This is a genomic window from Pseudoalteromonas sp. GB43 (assembly GCF_054923805.1).
The window spans coordinates 949,124-969,300 of record NZ_JBPCHJ010000001.1 but is presented as its reverse complement, the minus strand read 5'-3'; the positions used below and the strand labels follow the sequence as shown (position 1 = coordinate 969,300).

The 20,177-nt window shown below is 41.9% G+C and carries 19 protein-coding genes; 13 read left to right on the top strand and 6 right to left on the bottom strand.

Annotated features, from left to right (window positions below; translation table 11 throughout):
- The first annotated feature begins 266 nt into the window (after nt 1–266).
- Both pbp4b and ACRWSG_RS04565 read left to right on the top strand, forming a co-directional pair.
- Nucleotides 267–2,714, top strand: coding sequence for a penicillin binding protein PBP4B (pbp4b, locus tag ACRWSG_RS04570; RefSeq protein WP_462165752.1), 2,448 nt, complete (start codon nt 267–269; stop codon nt 2,712–2,714).
- 94 nt (nt 2,715–2,808) lie between these two features.
- Nucleotides 2,809–4,185: a Na+/H+ antiporter NhaC family protein gene (locus ACRWSG_RS04565; RefSeq protein WP_462165751.1), complete on the top strand. Its 1,377-nt coding sequence runs from the start codon at nt 2,809–2,811 to the stop codon at nt 4,183–4,185.
- 312 nt (nt 4,186–4,497) lie between these two features.
- Here ACRWSG_RS04565 and ACRWSG_RS04560 read toward each other — a convergent pair whose 3' ends face one another.
- A complete protein-coding gene (locus ACRWSG_RS04560) occupies nt 4,498–5,631 on the bottom strand; it encodes a PQQ-dependent sugar dehydrogenase (RefSeq protein ID WP_462165750.1) in 1,134 nt (377 codons plus the stop codon).
- A 285-nt stretch (nt 5,632–5,916) separates the two neighbouring features.
- Here ACRWSG_RS04560 and ACRWSG_RS04555 point away from each other — a divergent pair, with 285 nt between their 5' ends.
- Nucleotides 5,917–6,660, top strand: a complete 744-nt coding sequence (locus ACRWSG_RS04555; protein ID WP_462165749.1) for a hypothetical protein — start codon at nt 5,917–5,919, stop codon at nt 6,658–6,660.
- A gap of 390 nt (nt 6,661–7,050) precedes the next feature.
- Here the strand turns inward: ACRWSG_RS04555 and ACRWSG_RS04550 are convergent, their stop codons facing one another.
- Genes ACRWSG_RS04550 through ACRWSG_RS04540 form a run of 3 tightly spaced genes read right to left on the bottom strand, consistent with a single transcriptional unit; the run spans nt 7,051 to nt 8,845 of the window.
- Nucleotides 7,051–7,650, bottom strand: a complete 600-nt coding sequence (locus tag ACRWSG_RS04550; protein WP_462165748.1) for a hypothetical protein — start codon at nt 7,648–7,650, stop codon at nt 7,051–7,053.
- Entirely contained in the window at nt 7,640–8,191 is a 552-nt protein-coding gene (locus ACRWSG_RS04545) for an RNA polymerase sigma factor (protein WP_138617541.1), read from the bottom strand. The genes ACRWSG_RS04550 and ACRWSG_RS04545 overlap by 11 nt, the downstream gene beginning before the upstream one ends.
- A 6-nt stretch (nt 8,192–8,197) precedes the next feature.
- Complete coding sequence (locus tag ACRWSG_RS04540) at nt 8,198–8,845, bottom strand: energy transducer TonB (protein WP_054551272.1); 648 nt, start codon at nt 8,843–8,845, stop codon at nt 8,198–8,200.
- A gap of 105 nt (nt 8,846–8,950) precedes the next feature.
- On the opposite strand from ACRWSG_RS04540, the gene ACRWSG_RS04535 reads away from it, so the two are divergent.
- The 3 genes from ACRWSG_RS04535 to ACRWSG_RS04525 all read left to right on the top strand — a co-directional run bounded on the left by ACRWSG_RS04535 (nt 8,951) and on the right by ACRWSG_RS04525 (nt 10,532).
- On the top strand, nt 8,951–9,457 hold the full coding sequence (locus tag ACRWSG_RS04535; RefSeq protein WP_138617539.1) for a DUF3087 domain-containing protein: 507 nt from the start codon (nt 8,951–8,953) through the stop codon (nt 9,455–9,457).
- Nucleotides 9,458–9,522: 65 nt separating this feature from the next.
- Entirely contained in the window at nt 9,523–10,044 is a 522-nt protein-coding gene (locus tag ACRWSG_RS04530; protein WP_054551274.1) for a hypothetical protein, read from the top strand.
- Nucleotides 10,045–10,082: 38 nt separating this feature from the next.
- Nucleotides 10,083–10,532 carry a low molecular weight protein-tyrosine-phosphatase gene (locus ACRWSG_RS04525; protein WP_138601887.1) on the top strand — a complete coding sequence of 150 codons (450 nt, stop codon included), beginning with the start codon at nt 10,083–10,085 and terminating at the stop codon, nt 10,530–10,532.
- 25 nt (nt 10,533–10,557) lie between these two features.
- Here ACRWSG_RS04525 and ACRWSG_RS04520 read toward each other — a convergent pair whose 3' ends face one another.
- Nucleotides 10,558–11,631: an energy transducer TonB gene (locus tag ACRWSG_RS04520; protein WP_462165746.1), complete on the bottom strand. Its 1,074-nt coding sequence runs from the start codon at nt 11,629–11,631 to the stop codon at nt 10,558–10,560.
- Between the two features lie 456 nt (nt 11,632–12,087).
- Between ACRWSG_RS04520 and ACRWSG_RS04515 the strand changes: the two genes are divergently transcribed.
- The 6 genes from ACRWSG_RS04515 to csrA all read left to right on the top strand — a co-directional run bounded on the left by ACRWSG_RS04515 (nt 12,088) and on the right by csrA (nt 18,166).
- Nucleotides 12,088–12,714: a GTP cyclohydrolase II gene (locus ACRWSG_RS04515; protein ID WP_054551277.1), complete on the top strand. Its 627-nt coding sequence runs from the start codon at nt 12,088–12,090 to the stop codon at nt 12,712–12,714.
- 78 nt (nt 12,715–12,792) lie between these two features.
- A complete protein-coding gene (locus ACRWSG_RS04510) occupies nt 12,793–13,587 on the top strand; it encodes a BPSS1780 family membrane protein (RefSeq protein WP_462165745.1) in 795 nt (264 codons plus the stop codon).
- Complete coding sequence (locus tag ACRWSG_RS04505) at nt 13,587–14,039, top strand: regulatory protein RecX (RefSeq protein WP_462165744.1); 453 nt, start codon at nt 13,587–13,589, stop codon at nt 14,037–14,039. The genes ACRWSG_RS04510 and ACRWSG_RS04505 overlap by 1 nt, the downstream gene beginning before the upstream one ends.
- Nucleotides 14,040–14,056: 17 nt before the next feature.
- Nucleotides 14,057–16,657: an alanine--tRNA ligase gene (alaS, locus tag ACRWSG_RS04500; RefSeq protein ID WP_138617531.1), complete on the top strand. Its 2,601-nt coding sequence runs from the start codon at nt 14,057–14,059 to the stop codon at nt 16,655–16,657.
- A 6-nt stretch (nt 16,658–16,663) separates the two neighbouring features.
- The gene (locus ACRWSG_RS04495) at nt 16,664–17,881 is read left to right on the top strand and encodes an aspartate kinase (protein WP_462165743.1); all 1,218 of its coding nucleotides are present in this window, start codon (nt 16,664–16,666) and stop codon (nt 17,879–17,881) included.
- 93 nt (nt 17,882–17,974) lie between these two features.
- Nucleotides 17,975–18,166, top strand: a complete 192-nt coding sequence (csrA, locus tag ACRWSG_RS04490; RefSeq protein ID WP_036970495.1) for a carbon storage regulator CsrA — start codon at nt 17,975–17,977, stop codon at nt 18,164–18,166.
- 26 nt (nt 18,167–18,192) lie between these two features.
- On the opposite strand, the gene ACRWSG_RS04485 is transcribed toward csrA, so the two are convergent.
- Nucleotides 18,193–18,660 (bottom strand): YcxB family protein, encoded by a 468-nt coding sequence (locus ACRWSG_RS04485; RefSeq protein WP_138617529.1) that lies wholly within the window; start codon nt 18,658–18,660, stop codon nt 18,193–18,195.
- A 124-nt stretch (nt 18,661–18,784) separates the two neighbouring features.
- On the opposite strand from ACRWSG_RS04485, the gene ACRWSG_RS04480 reads away from it, so the two are divergent.
- On the top strand, nt 18,785–19,708 hold the full coding sequence (locus ACRWSG_RS04480; RefSeq protein WP_462165742.1) for a hypothetical protein: 924 nt from the start codon (nt 18,785–18,787) through the stop codon (nt 19,706–19,708).
- Nucleotides 19,709–20,177 lie beyond the last annotated feature (469 nt).

Here is a 20,177-nt window from a genome sequence, read left to right as displayed (position 1 = left end):
CGCATTGTTTGCTTAACACGACGACTTATTTTTGTTTTAGCAGACCTAAGTTTGGAATATTTTTCTTAATTTAGATGGAATAATATAGTTTTATTCCATAATAGATACAACACTAATTATTGAGAAAGCCCTATTTTTAGTAACTTAGCGATAATGTATGCTTTTTATTCTTTAAATTTGAAATAAAATATTTTACATGTTAAGTGGGTGTTGCTACTGTATTGCTGAGAATCGTCAATGCTTAAATCATCAGGTATGAATCTGTTATGAGTTTTACCCCTTTGAAAACATTACTTAAACAGCTGTGTTATCTCAGTAGTGCGGCATTATTAGTAAGCTGTGCCAGTAATCCATATACCTACACACAATCAGCTAATTACAGCCATCGTGTTAAGTTCTTAGTGATGCATTACACCGCTATTGATTACGAAAAATCAATGCGTGCGCTCGTGGATGAAGGGGGATTGAGTTCACATTATTTATTACCCGAATCAGGCGATCCTAGTTACCCAAAAGATGATTTAGAAATTATTCAGCTAGTTGATGAAAAAGATAGGGCATGGCACGCCGGACGCAGCTTTTGGCAAGGACGAGAAGATTTAAACGATCATTCTATTGGTATTGAAATAGTGAATGTACCAAGCTGTCATATTCCTGAGCAAACAAAGCTTGCAATGGAAAACGACGCCAGCAAGTTATGTATTTTTCCAGACTATGATGCCAAACAAATTGAACTACTAATCAAGCTAAGCAAAGATATTCTTGCTCGTAATCCAGATATCGGCCCAACTCAAGTTATTGGCCATTCTGATATTGCCCCAAGCCGTAAGAACGACCCAGGCCCGCGTTTTCCTTGGTATCAACTGTATAAAGCAGGTATCGGTGCGTGGTATGACAGCAACACCGTTGATAAGTATTGGCAGCTATTTAGTGCATCAAAACCTTCTGTTGAATTAATGCAAAAAGCATTGCGCAGTTACGGCTATGAGGTGATTGCAACGGGTCAGCTTGATTCGCAAACGCTCGATGCCCTAAGTGCTTTTCAAATGCACTTTTTGCCTTGGCATGTCAGTGGCAATAGTGATGCAAGAAGTGCCGCAGTGCTATTTGCGTTATTAGATAAATACTTTCCTAAAAAGCTTGAGCGGTTATTCCAAGAATATCAGCAGCAACAGCAAGCGGTTGAGCCTGCGCCAAAAACATTGGCCAATGCACAAGTTGTAGCGCGTATTCCGGCGCTTGATCCGAGTAGCCGCGCGCTAGTGAACGACCGAGGCACTTTTATAGCCTATAAAGGCCGCGGTGAAATCATCATAGAAAATCAAGATGCAACCAGTGCTGATATTTTCATTAATGGTGAAAAAATTAATATTGCCTCACCATTAACAGCTGAAAAAATATATCAATACAGTTTAGCTAAACGCACCCGCGATGGCATTAACACTTATAAGGTAGAGAATGTGTTGCCTGAAGGGGCAAGCTTAACCTTACGTTTTCCTTACCCAACGCTTGATACAAACAACAGTCAAAAGCGTTTTAGTGCCGTTGATGAGTTAATTAATCAAGAGATTAAAGAGGGCTTTCCGGGTGCAGTACTTGCCGTTATTAAAGATGGCAAGTTGATCAAACTAAGCCATTATGGCGCGGCTAAAAAGTACCATACTGATGGCAGTGAGCTTGCAAGCCCACAAGCCATGCAAAACGATACCTTGTTTGATATAGCTTCAAATTCAAAAATGTTTGCCACTAACTTTGCACTGATGAAGCTTGTCAGCGAAGGGAAACTCGACGTAGAAAAGCCACTGTTTTATTACCTACGAGAATTTAGGGGCAGCGGCCGTGAACAGCGCTTAGTAAAAGATTTACTCACCCACAGTGCGGGTTACCCAGCCGTGGTCGATTTTCATCGTAAAGACAATAAATTTGGTGAGAGCTTTTTTTCTCAAAACAGCCTGCGTACTAAAAACCTGTTATTAACAGGCGTGCCTTTTGTGGCTGGTCGTAACGTAAAACACCTATATTCTGATATCGATTATATGTTGCTTGGTGTATTAGTTGAGCGTATCAGCGGTATGGCGCTCGATACCTATGTTGAGAGCCAAGTTTATCAGCCGCTTGGTTTAACACATACGGTTTATAATCCATTGCAAAAAGGCTTTTTAGCTTCACAGATTGCCGCTACTGAGATTAACGGCAACACCCGAGGTGGTCGCATTGAGTTTGAAAACATTCGAACCAATGTACTGCAAGGTGAAGTACATGATGAAAAAGCCTTTTATGCTTTAGGTGGTGTAGCGGGGCATGCGGGGCTATTTAGTACCGCTGGTGACTTGTCCGTACTTATGCAGGTGTTACTCAATGGTGGCGGTTACGACAACAAACAAATTTTTACGCCACAAGTACTTGAGCAATTCACAAACTCCCAAGCAAGCGATGAGACCTATGGGTTAGGGTGGCGACGCGCTGGGCATCAAGCGCGCAAATGGCATTTTGGCCCTTATGCTAGCCCGCGGGCTTTTGGTCATACGGGCTGGACAGGCACTGTAACCGTTATTGACCCCGAATACGACCTTGCTATTGTACTACTAACCAATGCGCGTCATACCCCTATTGAAGGCTCGCAAGAAAATTACCAGTTTGTCGGCAAGCGTTTCGAAACAGGTAAGTATGGCTCTATTATCTCACTGATTTATGAGAGTATATTAAATCACTAGTCGAATTAAGTTGAGTTTGGTGGCAAAGCCATTAAGCTTAGCAAGTTTTCGCATAATAAAAATAAAATGTTGTTCTTAATTTAAAAGGGTTTTTATGTCTTGGTATTCAATTTTACCACCCTTGATTGCTATCTTAATTGTGTTTTGGCGCAAAGAAGTGATCATGGCGTTATTAGTCGCTGTTGCGTCGTCTGAGTTTTTACTTGCTCTGAATGGTGAAGGTAATACCTTGTTTTTCACCTTTATCAATACCATAGAGCGAGTCATTGAAGTTGCCAGCTCCCCTGGTAATAGCCGTATCCTTATTTTTAGTGTTCTAATCGGTGCTTTACTTGCCTACATTCGTGAATCTGGTGGTGTGGCTGCGACGGTTAATTTACTGATGAACAAAGGGGTTGCAAAAAGTAAGCGCCAAGTGGGTTACTTAACCATGTTCTCAGGTATTGCGGTGTTCATTGAATCGAACTTAAGTATATTAACCTCGGGGATTTTATCGCGTGGTTTGTTTGATAAATTTAAAATGAGCCGAGCGCGCCTTGCTTACATTATCGATAGTACTAGTGCACCTGTGTGTATCTTAATCTTGCTAAATGGTTGGGGCGCTTATGTGTTGGGCTTGCTTGGCAACTACGAAATGGAAGAGTCAGCTGTATCGGTATTATGGGGCAGTATTGGTTATAACTTCTATGCCATTATCGCGCTACTTATCGTGTTTTATACGATTACTTTCGACAAGGTACATGGCCCATTAAAGCAAGCAGAAGAAAATTTTGAACAACAAGAAACGGAGCTTGCAGAAGAAGTCAAAGGCTCAAAAGCGCGTTACATGCTTGTGCCACTTATCACTTTAATTGGTAGCATGGTTGGTTTTATGTTCTGGACTGGCGATGGCGATATTGCCAGCGGCAGCGGCTCTAAATCAGTGCTGTATGCAACTATTTTAGCTTGTGTTGTGGCTTACTTTTTAATGATTAGCTCGCGTGAATTTACGCATCATAAGCTGGTTGATATTGGCTTTAAAGGAATGGGTGAGTTACTGCCATTAGTGTCTATTGTATTACTTTCACTCACTTTAGGTGCAAGCTTAAAAGACTTAGGTACGGGTGTGTTTGTAGCCGGGCTAGTCGGTGATTTCTTACCTATTTACTTGGTTGTGCCAGTGCTGTTTTTAACGGGTGCAGTAATTTCATTTACCACAGGTACCTCGTGGGGCACATTCGCAATACTTATTCCAATTGGTGTACCGCTCATTCAAGCATTAGGTTTACCACCTTCATTGGTCATTGCTGCTATTCTAGGTGGTGGTGTGTTTGGCGATCACTGCTCGCCAATTTCAGATACCAGCGCGGTATCGGCCATTGCATCAGGGTGTGATTTATTAACTCACGTAAAAACCCAAATGCCATACGCTTTATTCGGCGGTGCGCTAACTTTTATTGCTTACCTAGTGACGAGCATAATTGTTTTATAAGTAATAGCTGAAAGCTTTAAGTTATAAGTAGAAAACCACAGAGGAGTCTGTGGTTTTTTATTGCTTGTAACGTAAGTCGTATGTTCAAGTTTGATAGCCGTCAGCCGTCAGCCGTCAGCCGTCAGCCGTCAGCCGTCAGCCGTCAGTTTGAAAGCTGATGGCTCGTTGAACCATCGCGCGAAATAAAATTCACGCCTACGGTATTCCTTTACTCTTTCCCCTTGTAACTCGCTAACTCGTTTTAAATCTGATAGCTGACGGCTGAAAGCTGATAGCTCTGAGGTGTTGGGTTTCGCTTCGCTCTATCCAACCCTACGATTTAGGTACAACCTTATAAACACCGACACCATCAACACCAAGATATAAATCACCATTAGGGTGGGTGGCTAGGCTGCGCACGCGACCTACACCTTCAAATACCTTGCTGTGGCCTGTTACTTTGTCACCATCAAGTTTCACCAAAACAAGGTGACCAAACTTCATCGAACCTACGGCAATTTGACCTTGCCACTGCGGGTATTTGCTGGTGATAAATTCCATTCCAGAAGGGGCAATGGAAGGCACCCAATACCAATCAGGTTGTTCCATTCCCTCGCGACTGGTTTCGTCAGTAATTTTTGTACCAATGTAGTTGATCCCATAAGTGATCTCAGGCCAACCATAGTTAGCACCTGCTTTAACTATGTTGATTTCATCGCCGCCCCGCGGGCCATGTTCATGGCTCCAAATAACTCCCGTTTCTGGGTGCATCGCCATACCTTGAGGGTTACGGTGTCCATATGAATAAATACTTTTGTGAGTTGTTTTATGGTTATAAAACGGGTTTGATTTAGGGATAGAGCCATCGCTATTGATACGGTGAATTTTGCCAGCATCATAGTCAAGGCTTTGTGGGTGAACGTCTCTTTTGCCACGGTCGCCAATAGAGAAGTACAAGTAACCTTGTTTGTCGAACTCAATACGCGAACCATAGTGTTTTGTTGTTTCAATATTAGGCTCGCCATCAAACAATAATTGCTGATCGATAAGAGCCATATCTTTAAAGCGGGCGCGCATAATCGAGGTGTTATAACCCTCACCATCGCCTTCATAGCCCGAGTACGAAAAGTAAATCCAGCCATTGTCGGCAAAGTTCGGATCAAGCTCTATGTCTAATAAGCCCCCTTGACCTTCATCATGTACTTTAGGTGTGCCTTTAACTATTTGCTCAACGAGTTTGCCATCACGAATTAATCTAAGCTCGCCACGTCTGTCGGTAACGAGTAAGTCACGCTCGTTAAGCCAAGCCATACCCCACGGAATTTGAATTCCTTCACTTACTAATTCTAGTTTGTAGTCATTAGCGCTAGCATCCAGAGGGATCTTTTGCTCCGGCTGAGCGCACGCTTGCAAGCTCGACAAGCTAATTGAGGTAATGATTAAACTGTTAAACAAAGACCTTTTCATGGTAACTCCATAATATTTAAACACGATGTTACTAGCCTAGCTGGTTCAGCATTAAATTGTTATTAACATTAGAGCAATGTGCGATTATTGGTAGGAAAAGCGAGGTAAAGAGTGGAGTATTAGCCGTCAGCCGTCAGTTTGAAAGCTGATGGCTCGTTGAACCACCGCGCGAAATAAATTTCACGCCTACGGTACTCCTTTACTCTTTCCCCTTGTAGCTCGCTAACTTGTTTTAAATCTGCTAGCTTAGCAAGTTCTTATTCTTAAAAGGATTTAACCAGTCGTATGAAGTCAGAAAAGTTTTTTAAATGGGTGTGGAATGTTAACGGCCTAATTTTACTTATGGGCTTAATCATTGGAGCAGCAATAGGGTATAACTTTGTTGCTTACTTACTAAAGTCCGATAACCATGTTCAGCAACAAGCACTAAACTTAGCTGAAGATGAAAAGCAGCAAGAAAAGTGGAAACTGGGTTACCCCCGTAAGGTCGAGGGGAGTGATTTTTACTTTATCCCGTTGGAATCAGAAAAACTGGATATCGAGGTGAAAGCTGATGTAACAGTTTACAATAATTTTAGCGGTGGTTATAAATACAGACCTACGCGCTCAAAGAACATTTTGTTTCTTAATGACAAAACCAATCACGCCAAGTGGCTATTTAAAACAACGGATCAGTTGATCATAGAGTTTGGTGCTTTAAGCCATTACGAAGAGTTTGATACTCGAGTCTACAATGAGCAAAAAGCCAATGCTCCTAAGGCCGTTTCTTACGAAGTTATCAAAAACGATACCAACAACGACAAACTGCTCGATGGCAAAGATAAGCGCACCTTCGCGCTAAGCAAGATTGATGGCTCAAACTACAGCGAAGTTATTTCAGGTTACAACCGCATTGTAGAGTCTAACCTCAACGCTGAGGGCAATTTATTCGTTGTATTTACCAACAACGATGAAGTTTACTCTATGCTGGTAGACTTAGATACATTTGAAGTGATTAGTAAAAGCATGTTGCCGAAGGTAGGGGAGTGAGATTGATATTAGGGATCAGATGTCAGAAGAATGATCTGACATCTGAAGACTAACTACGCGGGGTAAACCAGCTGCTACCTAAAAACTTGCGACTTTACTCTTGTAACTCGCTAGGTTGTTTTAAATCTGATAGCTGAAAGCTCTGAGTGTGTTGGTTTTCACTCCGTTCTAACCAACGTCACGTAGGTCGTCATTTATGGCGACAAATTATCTTTTCATTAACGGGCTAAAGCCCGACCTACAAGAGTATGGATTGCGGCCACCGCGCGAAATAAATTTCACGCCTACGGTACTCCTTTACTCTTTCCCCTTGTAGCTCGCTAACTTTTTTAAATCTGACTGCTCTGAGTGTGTTGGGTTTCGCTACGCTCTACCCAACCTACGAGCTCGCTAACTCGTACACTTTTTCGCCTCGTGAGTTAGCTGTTTGAGTGCGATGATTTGGCCTTGTTTGTTTTGGTCTAGGGCGAGTAGGTCACCTTGGTGAATATGAGTATCTAGGGTGCCGTGTTTTTGTAGCTCTTCTAGGAGTGATTGTTTAATTTGTACTATGACATTTTGCTCGCAGTCGGCGATATACCAGTCGTTATCAGCACTGACGAGACGGTCGGTGAAGCTGGTACGGGCTTGGTGATTGGCTAATGCTTGTTGGTAGTTCGCATCTAGGTTTTGTTTTTGTTGTTTAAGATTACTCACATAGCTGCCTTTGGCGTCGAGCTCGTGTACCTCAAGCCATTGATAGTTTGATAAATCTACTGCATAAACATCGGTTAACTCGCGGTTGTTATATTGCAGCATGACAAAGCCAAGAATCGCTAAAGCAGCAAAAACTCCGGTCATTTGCAGGCCTAAAAAGCGCTGTGGTCTTGGCGTTGCCGACTGTGGCTTTTGCATATGTGAAAGCTCGTCGCTGCTTAAGCTGTGCTCTGCCTTACGTTTTTGAAAATGTGCTTTTAAATCAGTATCGAGTTGCTCGTCGTTACGCTTCATGGAGGCCTCCTAGTTGTTGTTTCAGGTTTTGACGGGCATATCGCAGCCGAGTTTTAATGGTCTCTGGGTTACTTTGTGTGATAGCTACAATATCATCGAGACTAAAGCCTTCTTGCTGTAAGGTCAGCGCTTCACGTTGTACAAAGCTAAGCGCCATAAGTGCTTTATCAAAGGCTTCATAGTCGTAGTGATAACTTGCATCCTGAGATTCAGAAAATAGTTGGTTATCTTCTAATTCAACGAACTTTTGCTGCTTACGAAATTCATCAATTAATAAATTACGAGCTAAGCGAAAAAGCCACGCTTTTGGGTTGTTCTGATCATTGTAAAAGTCGCGTTTATCAATAACTTTTAACCAGGTTTGCTGGCATATATCAAGGGCAAGATCTTTATCACTTTGTGTAACTAGATAGTGATAAAGATCGTTCCCGTATTGAGCAACGAGTTGGTTAAGGTAACGGTTGTCGCCCGTTTTGGCATACTGCGCCAAACAATCTGTGTTTGGCTTGTCAAATAACCATGTCTTGATGCTCATTAGCATAGGCAGTTATCCATCTATTTTAAAATCAAGTTGAACGCTTTGGTTTGTTTGCAATTGTGCCACACCTTCAACAACTTTAGGGCGATATTTCCAACGTTTAATGGCGCGAATTGCTTCACGGTCAAATACCCGTTTTGGCTCAGCATCAATAATAACAGGATCAATCACTTCACCAGTCGGTGAAATACTAAAGCTAATTTGCACCCAACCTTCAATGCCGTCGCGAGCTGCTACCGGAGGGTACTTAGGGTTAATACGCACAATTGGCGTTGCATCTCCTGTTGGTTGATTAATAGTTTTGCTCAGTGTGTCGCCAATGTTATCGAATGTCATTGTTGGTGTTAAATCAGCTACCACAACTGTTTCGGTCGTATCAATGGTTGGCCGCGGTGGCACTTTTGGTGGCATTTTAGCAACTGGCGGTGGCGGCAGTGTTTGCTTTACTTGCACTTTTGAGTCTTCCGGTACTTCATAAATTTCAACCGTGATGTCTGGGCCTGTTTTTACATCGGCTCTTTGCTCAGCAGAAATTAAGTACTGCATAAATGCAAATGCTGCAAAGGTCATGACACCACCACCAATAATTGCTGCGGTTGTCTTTAAAGCAGCATTGCTGTTATTCAAGCTTGCTGAGTTTAGTGGTAAAGTATGCATAGCCGTTCCTCTTTGGATAATTGCTTTCATAGCTAAAATGGCTGGCAAATAAAAAAGGGGTGAAATTTTTTCACTTTTTATTTTTCACAAGTTTTTTAGGTTGTTATGAAACTTATTCAAATAGATAAAGCCCGTTACCGTAAACATTTAAACCAAGTAATTATTGCTTGTGTAATTGCTTTAGCCGTTGGCAGTTTAGCCATTTCACAAACATTAATTGCGTTATTTCCTGATCCAAGCGGTAGCCATTTTCATTGGAACCTATTAGGTGTTGTTGTGTGTAGTTTGCTGGTGGGCTTTGTGCTTAATAAGTACCGCAATCATGATTACATGACTGAAATTGTCTATGTGTGGGAGCTTAAAAAAGCGCTGAATAAAATCACCCGTAAAATGCCAAAGTTAAAAGCAGCAGGGCGTGAGGGCAATGCCGATGCTTTATTAGCAATTCAATACAGTTATGCGGGGTCACGTTTGTTATGGCAGCTTGATGACAACACTATTACCATGGATGAGTTGGCAATTAAACAGGCTGAGCTTGATAGTGTTGCGCAGCGGTACAATTTAACTTTAGATGTTGATAAGTATGACGAAAAGATACTAAATCAATACTAAAAAGTTGTCTTTGTACCTATTTTGCTTTATTTTTTGTTGCGTCAAAATTTTAAAGATTGTGAACAATGAAAAAAATAACACATACAGTTGTCTCGTTGCTGCTACTAGGCCCCACTTTTGCTAGCGCTAATGATATTAGTTTTTCGATTGGTGGTGGCTATCCGTACTTTGTAATACCTGAAGTATCTGTTGCTAGTGCTGACTTAAGCCAGCGTTGGTATGGCAATTATAAGATAGGCCTTGATGATGGATTTGCTGTGGGTTTTGAGCAAGCTATAAGTGATAATAATAAACATGCAATCGGCTTGCTGGTTGGCGCATTAGGAAACAGAGAAGTAGATACTCAGTGCGATGAATCTCAAAATAGCGATGAACTTACAGCAGCATTTGCCAACGCAATTGGTTGTGCTCTCGCTGAAGCGTTTGATGAAGAAACCACTAATGGTATTGGGCTTAGTTACAGCTATAATTTCAGTGGCTTAAACCAAGACGGTTGGCGATTGAGGTTTGAATTAGGGTACGGTGAAGCCTCAAGCGATGATAATAAACGTGTTGATGGTGGTATCAACTTGAGTTATGAGTTTTAAGCAATTTTTTGAAGCAAATAATAAAGGTGGTTCATTTAATGAAGAAGATTTTGATTGTTTGCTTAGGCAATATTTGCCGCTCACCCACAGCTGAAGCGGTGCTTCGTAGTCGAGCAAAGTCATTAGGTATTAATGTCAAAGTTGATTCTGCTGGCACCATTGGTTATCACCAAGGTAATCCACCAGATCCTCGCTCAAAAGCAGCAGCCGAAAAGCGCGGCTATAGTTTTAAAGGAATTTATTCGCGACCTGTGACTCAAGCTGATTTTTATGAGTTTGATTTAATCCTCGCAGCCGACAAGCAAAATCTTGCTGATTTAAAAGCCCAGTGTCCAGAGCACTTACAATATAAGCTGTCGCTATTTTTAAGTCATGGTGACGCAGGGGAAAGCGAGATCCCTGATCCCTACTATGGTGGCGATCAAGGCTTCGAAAAAGTACTCGATTTAATTGAGAACGCAGCAGATAAACTACTTAACAAGATATGATAGGGTCGCACTGCGACCCTGTTATTTAGTTGTTGATTTTAAAATCTAATTGCACCCGAGAAGTCGCAGCAATAGCTTGCCCATTTTCAAACTTAGGGGCATAACGCCACTGTTTTACTGCTTTAACAGCTTCTCTTTCAAATGCAGAGCCACCCTCAGAGCCAACCACAGTAATGTTGTCTACAAAGCCTGACGGGGTTACTTCAAACTCCATTACGACACTGCCATCTTCCATACGTTGAACTTTTGATTTTGGATATTTAGGATGTACGCGGTATAACGGCTCTTGTTCTTGGCTTTCTTTCCACGGCACCATTTTCGCAATCGCTAAGCAATGTTTAGTTGCTTCGTCGCTTTTACCTGTTTTTTCGTACAGGTGAACTAGCTTTGAATGGGCGTTTAATTCGGTTTGATGATCAAAGTCTAGCTCTTGATCAAATACGCTTACCACGTGATTTAAACGCTCAATGGCGGTGCTGTATTTACGTTGATTTTCTGCAAATGCGGCAACTAAAAAGTCAGCGCTAATACGATCGACAGCGTTATTGGGTAAATTCTCTTGATAGTAATCATCGGCTTCTTCAAGATATTTCTTTGCAGTGTAATAGCGCTCACCAGTGCCTTTATATGCAAGGATACGAGCGGCGGTCATTTTTGCATCTGCAACAAGCTTGGCGGAGTTTTGTTTTTCAGTAATGGCAATGACATCATCTAAATACGTATCTGCACGCTTAGCTGAAGGTGTTGATTCTGCCATGCCGATTAATGAGTCATACACTTGTGCACTGAGTTTACCGTGATTTTGTTCTAGTATTTCGTAGGCTGTACGATATAACTCAAAGCGTTGCTCTTGCTCGCTTTTATCTAGGCTGTTTGCATAGTTAATAGCAAGGTTCGCAGTGTTGTCGGCGCTTTCGCCATAAACTTTTTTGCCTAGTTCAAACGCTTTTTTTGCAAGCTCACTACTGTCTTGCTGATTTTTTACAGCGGCGACGTAAGCGCGGTAGGTGTCGTTAAACTCTTGTGTGGTCATTTCATTAGCCATGCTTTGCTGGCTAAATAAAAGTGCCATGCATAAGGCAAGCGAGCTCTTTTTCATAATATTCCTTATTATTTTGCCCTGAGATAGAGAAGGGAATTAATACTAGTTGATGATAATCATTATCATCATTAGGTGCAAGGTAGCAAGTTACACTCGCTGTGTCACTGTTGAATATTAAGATACATAGTATGTTTTTATTAACAATTTGAACAAGGTCTGACTGTTTATCGAGATTAAACTAATCTATTTTTTCGAATATTTTGAATGTGATTTTTTAAAACGCATTACAATTCAATTAGGTAGCTGTATGGCGGCGAGTTTTCAAGTGTTTGATGAGCGCCACTAAAGCGAGGCGCAAAGCTCGTATCTTGGGGTGGTTTGAGTGTATAATACTTGAATTGCTGGTAACTGCCTCAATATTAGTTATCACTCGTCGTATGTTGCATCCTTACAACCTCAAGCTGTTGTAATCACATTTGCAGTATCGCATTTATTTTTTAATTTGGATTTGTCGTGGCGCAAGTAAGAGCAAGAGTCCAGCTGAATGTTGGCAAAAACAGTGATATCCCTGCAGAAATCGTATCTTTTAGTGGCTTAAATGATGGCCAAGAACATGTCGCTTTAGTGTTTAATCAAGCCGACACAGAGCAAGATGTTCCTTTAATTCGAATGCATTCAGAGTGTTTAACGGGCGATGTATTTCACTCTTCACGTTGTGATTGTGGTGAGCAATTAAATGAGTGTATCGAGATGATGCACCAGCAAGGTGGTATTTTACTGTATTTACGCCAAGAAGGCCGTGGTATTGGCTTATACAATAAGATTGATGCTTACGTATTACAGTCGCAAGGTATGAATACGTACGAAGCAAATAACCATTTGGGTTTTGCTGATGATTTACGTGATTTTTCAGACGCGGTATTAATGCTCGAAGCATTGAATCAAAAGCATGTTAAGTTAATGACTAACAACCCAAATAAGCTCAAAGCACTGCGTGATGCGGGTATTGAAGTTGATTCAGTGGTTGGCACTCATGCGCACATTAAAGCGGGTGTGGTAGGTAACCGAGCTTACCTTGAAACGAAAATCAAACATGGCTCGCACATGCTTGATATTAAAAAAATTAAAAAGCCTGAGTAAATTTCACAACAGGTGACTATAAACAAGCGGCGCACCCAGTTATACTCGGTGCGTTTTGTCGTTATTGAATGAGAAACTATGTCGATCGAAGTACGTATTTTTAAAGCTGATGCGGGCGTTAAATGGTTTAAAGCTGGGTGGGAAATCTTTAAGCTGCAACCTTTGACTTTTATTTTAATGCATCTGCTAATCGTGATAATTAGCTTTTTGGCATTGCTGCTACCTTTACTGCAAGTTGTTGGTGCATTTGTGACGCCATTTTTGATGGCAGGTTTTTATCAAGCTGTGCTAACAAAGCAGCAAGGCGGGACTATCAGCCAAGCTGATATTTTTAAGCCATTTAGTAATAAAGGAAACCGTATAGGTTTAGTGCGTGTGGCTGTGTATCAGATGGCGGCAGGTATTTTATTAGCCTTACTGTCTAATTTCATTTTTGCAGATGCCTACGCAGTTATTTCGAGTCAAACTTTCGACCCACAAAACCAAACACATATTGCCGATTTATTAGCAACCATTTCAATGGGGCAAGTTGCGGTATTTCTATTGGCGATCTGTGTATATTTAACTGCTTTTGCCTATGCAGTGCCTTTGGTTTATTTTCAAAAGCAAAGCAATATGTTTCAGGTTTTAAAAACCTCATTCATGGTGTTTTACCATAATATGGCGCCACTTGGTGTTTATGGCCTAATTTGCGCTGTTTTAATGGTGATCTGTATTCCTTTATCGTTTATTCCACTATTGGTTTTAATGCCAATTTGTTACATTAGCTTCTTCGTGTCTTTTCAGGCCATTTTTATGCCAGTTGTGCCAAGAGGTGATGACCAAACAAAAGCACCTGAAGCACAGTCACAATCAGGACGCTTTGACGCGTAATGGATGATAAAGAACAAAAGTTAAAGAATTACGTACTTTGGTTATTGTCCCGACAAGATTATTCGCGTCGGGATTTAACGCGAAAGTTACAGCAAAAAGAGGCGACACCTGAGTTTACAGAGCGCTTGTTAGATTGGTGTGAAGCACACAACTTTATTAACGAACAGCGCTATTGCGAAGGGTTTGTACGCCGCCATTTAGCTAAGTATCATGGTGTAAAACGCATTCAGAGCGAAGCAATGGCAAAAGGGATAGACCGAGCACTATTAGATAAGACGCTCGAGGAGTTCGAAGTCGATTGGTTCGAACTCGCAAAGGACGCATATTTAAAGAAGTTTTCAAATTCAGGTAAAGAACTCGACCAGAAAGAAAGAGCGAAACGTGTACGCTACTTGATGTATCGAGGCTTTAATTACGAACAAATTGATTTTGCAATGCAAGCACAGCAATAAACGGGTGAGATTTTCACATGCAGCATATGACTACCGCACAGATCAGGCAACAGTTCTTAGACTTTTTTGCCTCTAAACAACACCAAATTGTTCCTTCAAGCTCGCTGATCCCGGGTAACGATGCCACGTTATTATTCAATAACGCCGGTATGGTGCAATTTAAAGATGTATTTTTAGGTGCGGAAAGCCGCCCTTATTCACGTGCAACCAGCTCTCAACGTTGTGTACGCGCAGGTGGTAAACATAACGACCTTGAAAACGTAGGCTACACTGCACGTCACCATACATTCTTTGAAATGCTAGGTAACTTCAGCTTTGGCGATTACTTCAAGCAAGACGCAATCAAGTTTGCGTGGGAGTTTTTAACTGATGTTGTAAAACTACCGCAAGAAAAGCTCCTTGTTACTATTTATCATGATGATGAAGAAGCCTTCAACATTTGGCATAAAGAAGTGGGTCTAAGTGAAGATCGTATTATTCGCATTGCAACTAGCGATAACTTCTGGTCAATGGGTGATACAGGTCCTTGTGGTCCATGTTCTGAAATCTTTTACGATCACGGTGAAGAAATTTGGGGTGGTCCTCCAGGTTCACCTGAAGAAGACGGTGACCGTTTCATCGAGATCTGGAACCTAGTATTTATGCAGTATAACCGCCATGCCGACGGTACAATGGAGCCGCTTCCTAAGCAGTCTGTTGATACAGGTATGGGTCTTGAGCGTATCTCTGCAATTTTACAAGGTGTGCACTCAAACTACGAAATCGATTTATTCCAAGCGCTTATTGCAGCTGCGGCTAAAGTAACAAACGCGCAAGATTTAGATGATAAATCGTTACGCGTTGTGGCTGACCACATTCGTTCGTGTGCGTTTTTAGTGTCTGACGGCGTTATGCCATCAAACGAAGGCCGTGGTTATGTATTACGTCGTATCATTCGTCGTGCTGTTCGTCACGGTAACAAGCTAGGTGCGAAAGGTGCATTCTTCTACAAGCTAGTTGCTGCGCTAATTGAGCAAATGGGTCAAGCGTACCCAGAGCTTGCAAAGCAACAAGAAATTATTGAAAAAGTACTGCGTATTGAAGAAGAGCAGTTTGGTAAAACACTTGAGCGTGGTCTGGCTATTTTAGAAGAAAGCCTAACTGATATCGAAGGCGATGTGATCCCAGGTGACTTAGTATTCAAACTTTACGATACTTACGGTTTCCCAGCTGACTTAACGGCAGACGTGGCGCGTGAGCGTTTCATGACGATTGATGAGCACGGCTTCCAAGAGTGTATGGCTGTTCAGCGTAAGCAAGCACAGCAAGCGGGTAAGTTTGGTGCTGATTACAACCAACAACTTAAGTCTGAAAAACACACAGACTTTAAAGGTTACGATGCAGAACATTACACAGGTACTGTGGTTGAACTTTTCTCTGAAGGTCAATCGGTTTCTGTACTTGAAGATGGTCAAGAAGGTATCGCAATCTTAGACCGTACACCGTTCTACGCTGAATCAGGTGGTCAGGTTGGTGACACGGGTGTGTTAAAAGTAGCTGGTGGTGAGTTTGTAGTGACTAACACCACGAAACTTGGTAATGCATTTGCACACCATGGTCGTGTACAAGGTCGTATTGGTACAAACGATAAAGCAGAGGCAACCATTGATGCAGCACGTCGCGATAGCATCAAGAAAAACCACACTGCAACGCATATCTTGCATGAAACATTACGCCAAATTTTAGGTGAGCACGTAAGTCAAAAAGGCTCACTAGTTGACCCTGAACGTTTACGTTTTGACTTCTCTCACTTTGAAGCGGTAACAAAAGACGAATTACGTCAAATCGAGCGCGCAGTAAACGATGAAATCCGTCGTAACTTTGCGCTTGAAACTGAGCTAATGGCTATCGAAGATGCTAAATCAAAAGGTGCGATGGCATTATTCGGTGAAAAATACGATGACGAAGTGCGCGTAGTAACCATTGGTGATTACTCAATCGAGCTATGTGGTGGTACTCACGTTAAGCGCGCAGGTGATATCGGTTTATTTAAAATCGTATCAGAAAGCGGTATCGCTGCCGGTATCCGCCGTATTGAAGCGGTAACGGGTGCTGAAGCGGTTGCTTATGTAAGTGAGCAAGAACAACAGTTAAACGATGTTGCAGCACTAGTAAAAGGTGATAGCAGCACAGTACTTGAAAAAGTAACTGCGTTACTAGAGAAATCAAAAGGCCTTGAGAAGCAAATTGCACAGCTTAACGACAAGCTAGCAAGTGCGGCAGGTGCATCGTTACTTGACTCTGTTGTTGAAGTGAACGGTATTAAACTACTGGTTGCAGATGTTGCAGGTACTGAGTCTAAAGCACTACGTGGCATGGTTGATGACCTGAAAACGAAGATTGGCTCAGGTGTTATTGCCCTTGGTGTTGCTAATGGCGACAAAGTAAGCCTAATTGCTGGTGTAACTAAAGACTTAACAGGTAAAGTGAAAGCCGGTGAACTTGTAAATCACATGGCTGCACAAGTAGGCGGTAAGGGCGGTGGTCGTCCTGATATGGCGCAAGCAGGTGGTACTCAGCCAGAGAACCTTGCTGCAGCCTTAGAAAGTGTAACTGCTTGGTTAACTGAGCGTTCTTAATCACTAGTGGCACTTATCGTCCAAAAATTCGGTGGCACCTCAGTTGGCTCAATAGAGCGAATTGAGGCCGTCGCCGACCTTGTTGTAAAAACCAAGCAACAAGGCCATCAAGTTGTGGTGGTGCTCTCGGCGATGTCGGGAGAAACTAACCGTCTGATTGAACTCGCTAAACAAATCGATTCTAGACCCAGTGCTCGTGAGCTTGATGTATTGCTAACCACCGGTGAGCAAGTGTCGGTCTCTTTACTCGCTATGGCTATTATTAAACGTGGTCACTCAGCGGTAAGCTTACTTGCTGATCAGGTCAACATTCGCACCGATAACATGTTTGGTAAAGCGCGGATTGAAGAGATTGCGGCGACTCGTCTAAAGCATGAACTTGAACATAACCGGATTGCTATAATAGCGGGCTTTCAGGGCCGCGATATTGAAGGCAATATCACCACGCTTGGTCGCGGTGGTACTGATACCTCTGCGGTTGAGATTGCAGGCGCTATTAATGCCGATGAATGTCAAATTTACACCGATGTTGATGGGGTATACACCACCGACCCACGTATTGAGCCTAATGCGCGACGTATGAGCCATGTCACCTTCGAAGAAATGCTCGAAATGGCCAGTCTTGGGGCTAAGGTACTGCATATTCGTAGTGTCGAAGCGGCAGGAAAATATAATATACCGCTCAGAGTGTTATCGAGTTTTAACCCGGATCAAGGGACCTTGATCAGTTTTGAGGAGCCGGATGTGCAAGCAAACATTGTGTCGGGTATCGCCTTTAATCGTGACGAAAGCTTGATTTACGTCAATGGCGTACACCAAGGAACGGAAAACCTTGCAAAAATTTTGAAACTTTTTGCAGAATTTGGCGTCGAAATAGATATGATTAATCAAGTTAATCATAACTTTGAAAAAATAGACTATGCTTTTACTGTGCACACGAATGATTTTGAGCAAGCCCTTGAAATTTTGACCAGTAACCAAGATGGTATCAGCGCAGAATCTATTAAAGGGATCAGCAATGTTGCCAAGGTGTCTGCAGTAGGTGTAGGGATGAAATCTCACTCTGGTGTGGCAAGTTTATTTTTTAATGCCCTTGCCGATGAAAACATCAAAGTGATGCTTGTATCGACATCAGAAATAAAGATATCAGTTTTAATTGACGAAAAGTATTTAGAACTGGCTGTACGTGCGCTACACAAAGTTTTTTTAACCGAAAATGAATAAGATCTAGAGTTTTTACTTACTTTTAAGTCTAGATTTCATTAGAATGTTCTTGACGCGGAATCTTTTAATTTTTTGGAACATGGGAGCAAGAGAATGCTAATACTAACTCGTAGAGTAGGTGAAACCCTAATGATCGGTGACGAAGTAACAGTTACTGTTCTTGGTGTTAAAGGAAATCAAGTTCGCATTGGTGTAAACGCACCGAAAGATGTATCAGTACATCGTGAAGAAATCTACATGCGAATTCAAGCAGAGAAATCTAACCCAAATCCGGGCAACGTTTAATCAGCGACAGATATTTTAAGAGCCACTCACTGAGTGGCTCTTTTATTTAGTTCGGCTGTCATTTCATCATTTAGCGCTTGTTTAGAAATATATTGCATACCGCGCTGTGCCTTTAAAATATAACCTCGCTCAGTTTCAATAATCTCACTAATCTGTTGCCAGCTTAATTGGTAGCTTTTATGCGGGTTTTCGGCTTTCACCCCATTATCATCAAATACGATAGTCACTTCGCTGCCTGATGCACGGCTCATCATTTGTCTTGCGACCCACCATGGGCGCTTGTAATAAAACGATAAGCACTCAACGACGGCAAGCATAATCATAAAGCTACCAAGGTAATGATTCTCTAATTGATAAAACGCCAATAAGCCTAAGGTTATTAACAATATCAACAGCGGGTATTTAGGCTTGGCTTGAGATGAATAAGGCAAAGACTCATCAAAGCATTCGTAATAATACGGTTTATCTAGTGTGTAAGTTGTACTTAATGTCATTTGGGGACTCAATTAATCGACTGGCAGCAGTTTAACATTGATAGAAAAAAACTGCCGCAGTTGGTTTTCATTTAGTTGTCATTATGAGAGCTTAAGGTATCTGTATTTTTTAGGTGTAAGTTGTATGTTTGTTAGTTCAATGTCATTAGCACTTGCAATGACCACAAATACTTTTTTAGTTATGGGCGATATGCCATACACCCCGATTGATGAAATTAATCTCGCCAAAGATGGAAAAATTACTAAAGCAATCGCAGCAACACCCCATGGCTTTTTAATGCACCTTGGTGATATGAAATCGGGAGCACTTGCTTGCACGAACAAGCTTTTGCAAACAAATAAAGCGTTATTGACGTCGTTGACCAAACAGCCTTTTATTTATACCCCCGGTGATAATGAATGGACCGATTGTGACCGAGAGAAGCTATCGGTGCGTTTTGATGAGCTTGAGCGCCTAAGCTTTGTTAAACGCCTAATGTTCGACGATGCTTATACACAAAAAGCACAGCAACTACAGGGTTATGCCACACAAGCTGAAATGCTAGAGAATGCCCGTTGGCAGTTTGATGGTATTGAGTTTCGTACTTTGCATATACCGGGCACTTTTAATGGCCGCTCGCAAATTTTAAAAAGTGACAAAAACGCAGCACTTGATGCCGCTGACAAACGTGATAAGTACAACTTAATTTGGTTAAAACAAGCACTTGTTCAACAAGATGCTAAGGCCTATGTGTTTGGCTTTCAGGCTGATATTTACCACCCAAGCAGTAAACCCGCCTGTAGTGAATCGCAGCGCTCTAAATGTGATGCATTTAAACTATACCGAGATGCCATCAGCGACTTTGCAAAGCACACTAAGAAGCCTGTGCTTGTAATGCATGGCGATACCGGCCCATATTGCCAGCAGCAGTTAGCGAGTAACTTAACGCGTTTAAATGTCCCCGGAGATTTTGCTGTAAGCGATGTCGCAAAAGTAAGTTTTATCGACGACCAATGGCATATAGCAAGTATAACGACAAACGAGCCCCTCACTAAGGTATGTGAGTAATAACGTTGGGTAGAACGGAGACGCACTCAGAGCCGTCAGCTATCAGATTAAAACCCAACAAGTTAGCGAATTTCTAGAGGAAAGAGTAAAGTTATCGAGTTTGAGGCTCACGTAGGCGTGAAATTTATTTCGCGCGATGTTTCTTAAATCTACGTGTAAGTCGTAGGTCGGGCTTTAGCCCGTCAGGTATGAGTAATAAAACATGTGTCGCCATAAATGACGACCTACATGATGTAGGATAGAACGGAGTGAAACCCAACAAGTTAGCGAATTTCTAGAGGAAAGAGTAAAGTTATCGAGTTTGAGGCTCACGTAGGCGTGAAATTTATTTCGCGCGGTGGTTTATAAAGTCATCAGACTTTAAACCCAAGTTAAGACTTGTAGGAGGCGTTTTAACGCCGAAAAAACTCACGCTATAGCCAAAAGTTCACGGTTAAAACCATTCCTACGATTATCTCAGATCTCATGC

What these genes read in the sequence shown, in the direction of transcription:
- pbp4b (WP_462165752.1), top strand. Translation starts at nt 267, where the DNA reads ATGAGTTTTACCCCTTTGAAAACATTACTTAAACAGCTGTGTTATCTC.
- ACRWSG_RS04565 (WP_462165751.1), top strand. Translation starts at nt 2,809, where the DNA reads ATGTCTTGGTATTCAATTTTACCACCCTTGATTGCTATCTTAATTGTG.
- ACRWSG_RS04560 (WP_462165750.1), bottom strand. Translation starts at nt 5,631, where the DNA reads ATGAAAAGGTCTTTGTTTAACAGTTTAATCATTACCTCAATTAGCTTG.
- ACRWSG_RS04555 (WP_462165749.1), top strand. Translation starts at nt 5,917, where the DNA reads ATGAAGTCAGAAAAGTTTTTTAAATGGGTGTGGAATGTTAACGGCCTA.
- ACRWSG_RS04550 (WP_462165748.1), bottom strand. Translation starts at nt 7,650, where the DNA reads ATGAAGCGTAACGACGAGCAACTCGATACTGATTTAAAAGCACATTTT.
- ACRWSG_RS04545 (WP_138617541.1), bottom strand. Translation starts at nt 8,191, where the DNA reads ATGCTAATGAGCATCAAGACATGGTTATTTGACAAGCCAAACACAGAT.
- ACRWSG_RS04540 (WP_054551272.1), bottom strand. Translation starts at nt 8,845, where the DNA reads ATGCATACTTTACCACTAAACTCAGCAAGCTTGAATAACAGCAATGCT.
- ACRWSG_RS04535 (WP_138617539.1), top strand. Translation starts at nt 8,951, where the DNA reads ATGAAACTTATTCAAATAGATAAAGCCCGTTACCGTAAACATTTAAAC.
- ACRWSG_RS04530 (WP_054551274.1), top strand. Translation starts at nt 9,523, where the DNA reads ATGAAAAAAATAACACATACAGTTGTCTCGTTGCTGCTACTAGGCCCC.
- ACRWSG_RS04525 (WP_138601887.1), top strand. Translation starts at nt 10,083, where the DNA reads ATGAAGAAGATTTTGATTGTTTGCTTAGGCAATATTTGCCGCTCACCC.
- ACRWSG_RS04520 (WP_462165746.1), bottom strand. Translation starts at nt 11,631, where the DNA reads ATGAAAAAGAGCTCGCTTGCCTTATGCATGGCACTTTTATTTAGCCAG.
- ACRWSG_RS04510 (WP_462165745.1), top strand. Translation starts at nt 12,793, where the DNA reads ATGTCGATCGAAGTACGTATTTTTAAAGCTGATGCGGGCGTTAAATGG.
- ACRWSG_RS04505 (WP_462165744.1), top strand. Translation starts at nt 13,587, where the DNA reads ATGGATGATAAAGAACAAAAGTTAAAGAATTACGTACTTTGGTTATTG.
- alaS (WP_138617531.1), top strand. Translation starts at nt 14,057, where the DNA reads ATGCAGCATATGACTACCGCACAGATCAGGCAACAGTTCTTAGACTTT.
- csrA (WP_036970495.1), top strand. Translation starts at nt 17,975, where the DNA reads ATGCTAATACTAACTCGTAGAGTAGGTGAAACCCTAATGATCGGTGAC.
- ACRWSG_RS04485 (WP_138617529.1), bottom strand. Translation starts at nt 18,660, where the DNA reads ATGACATTAAGTACAACTTACACACTAGATAAACCGTATTATTACGAA.
- ACRWSG_RS04480 (WP_462165742.1), top strand. Translation starts at nt 18,785, where the DNA reads ATGTTTGTTAGTTCAATGTCATTAGCACTTGCAATGACCACAAATACT.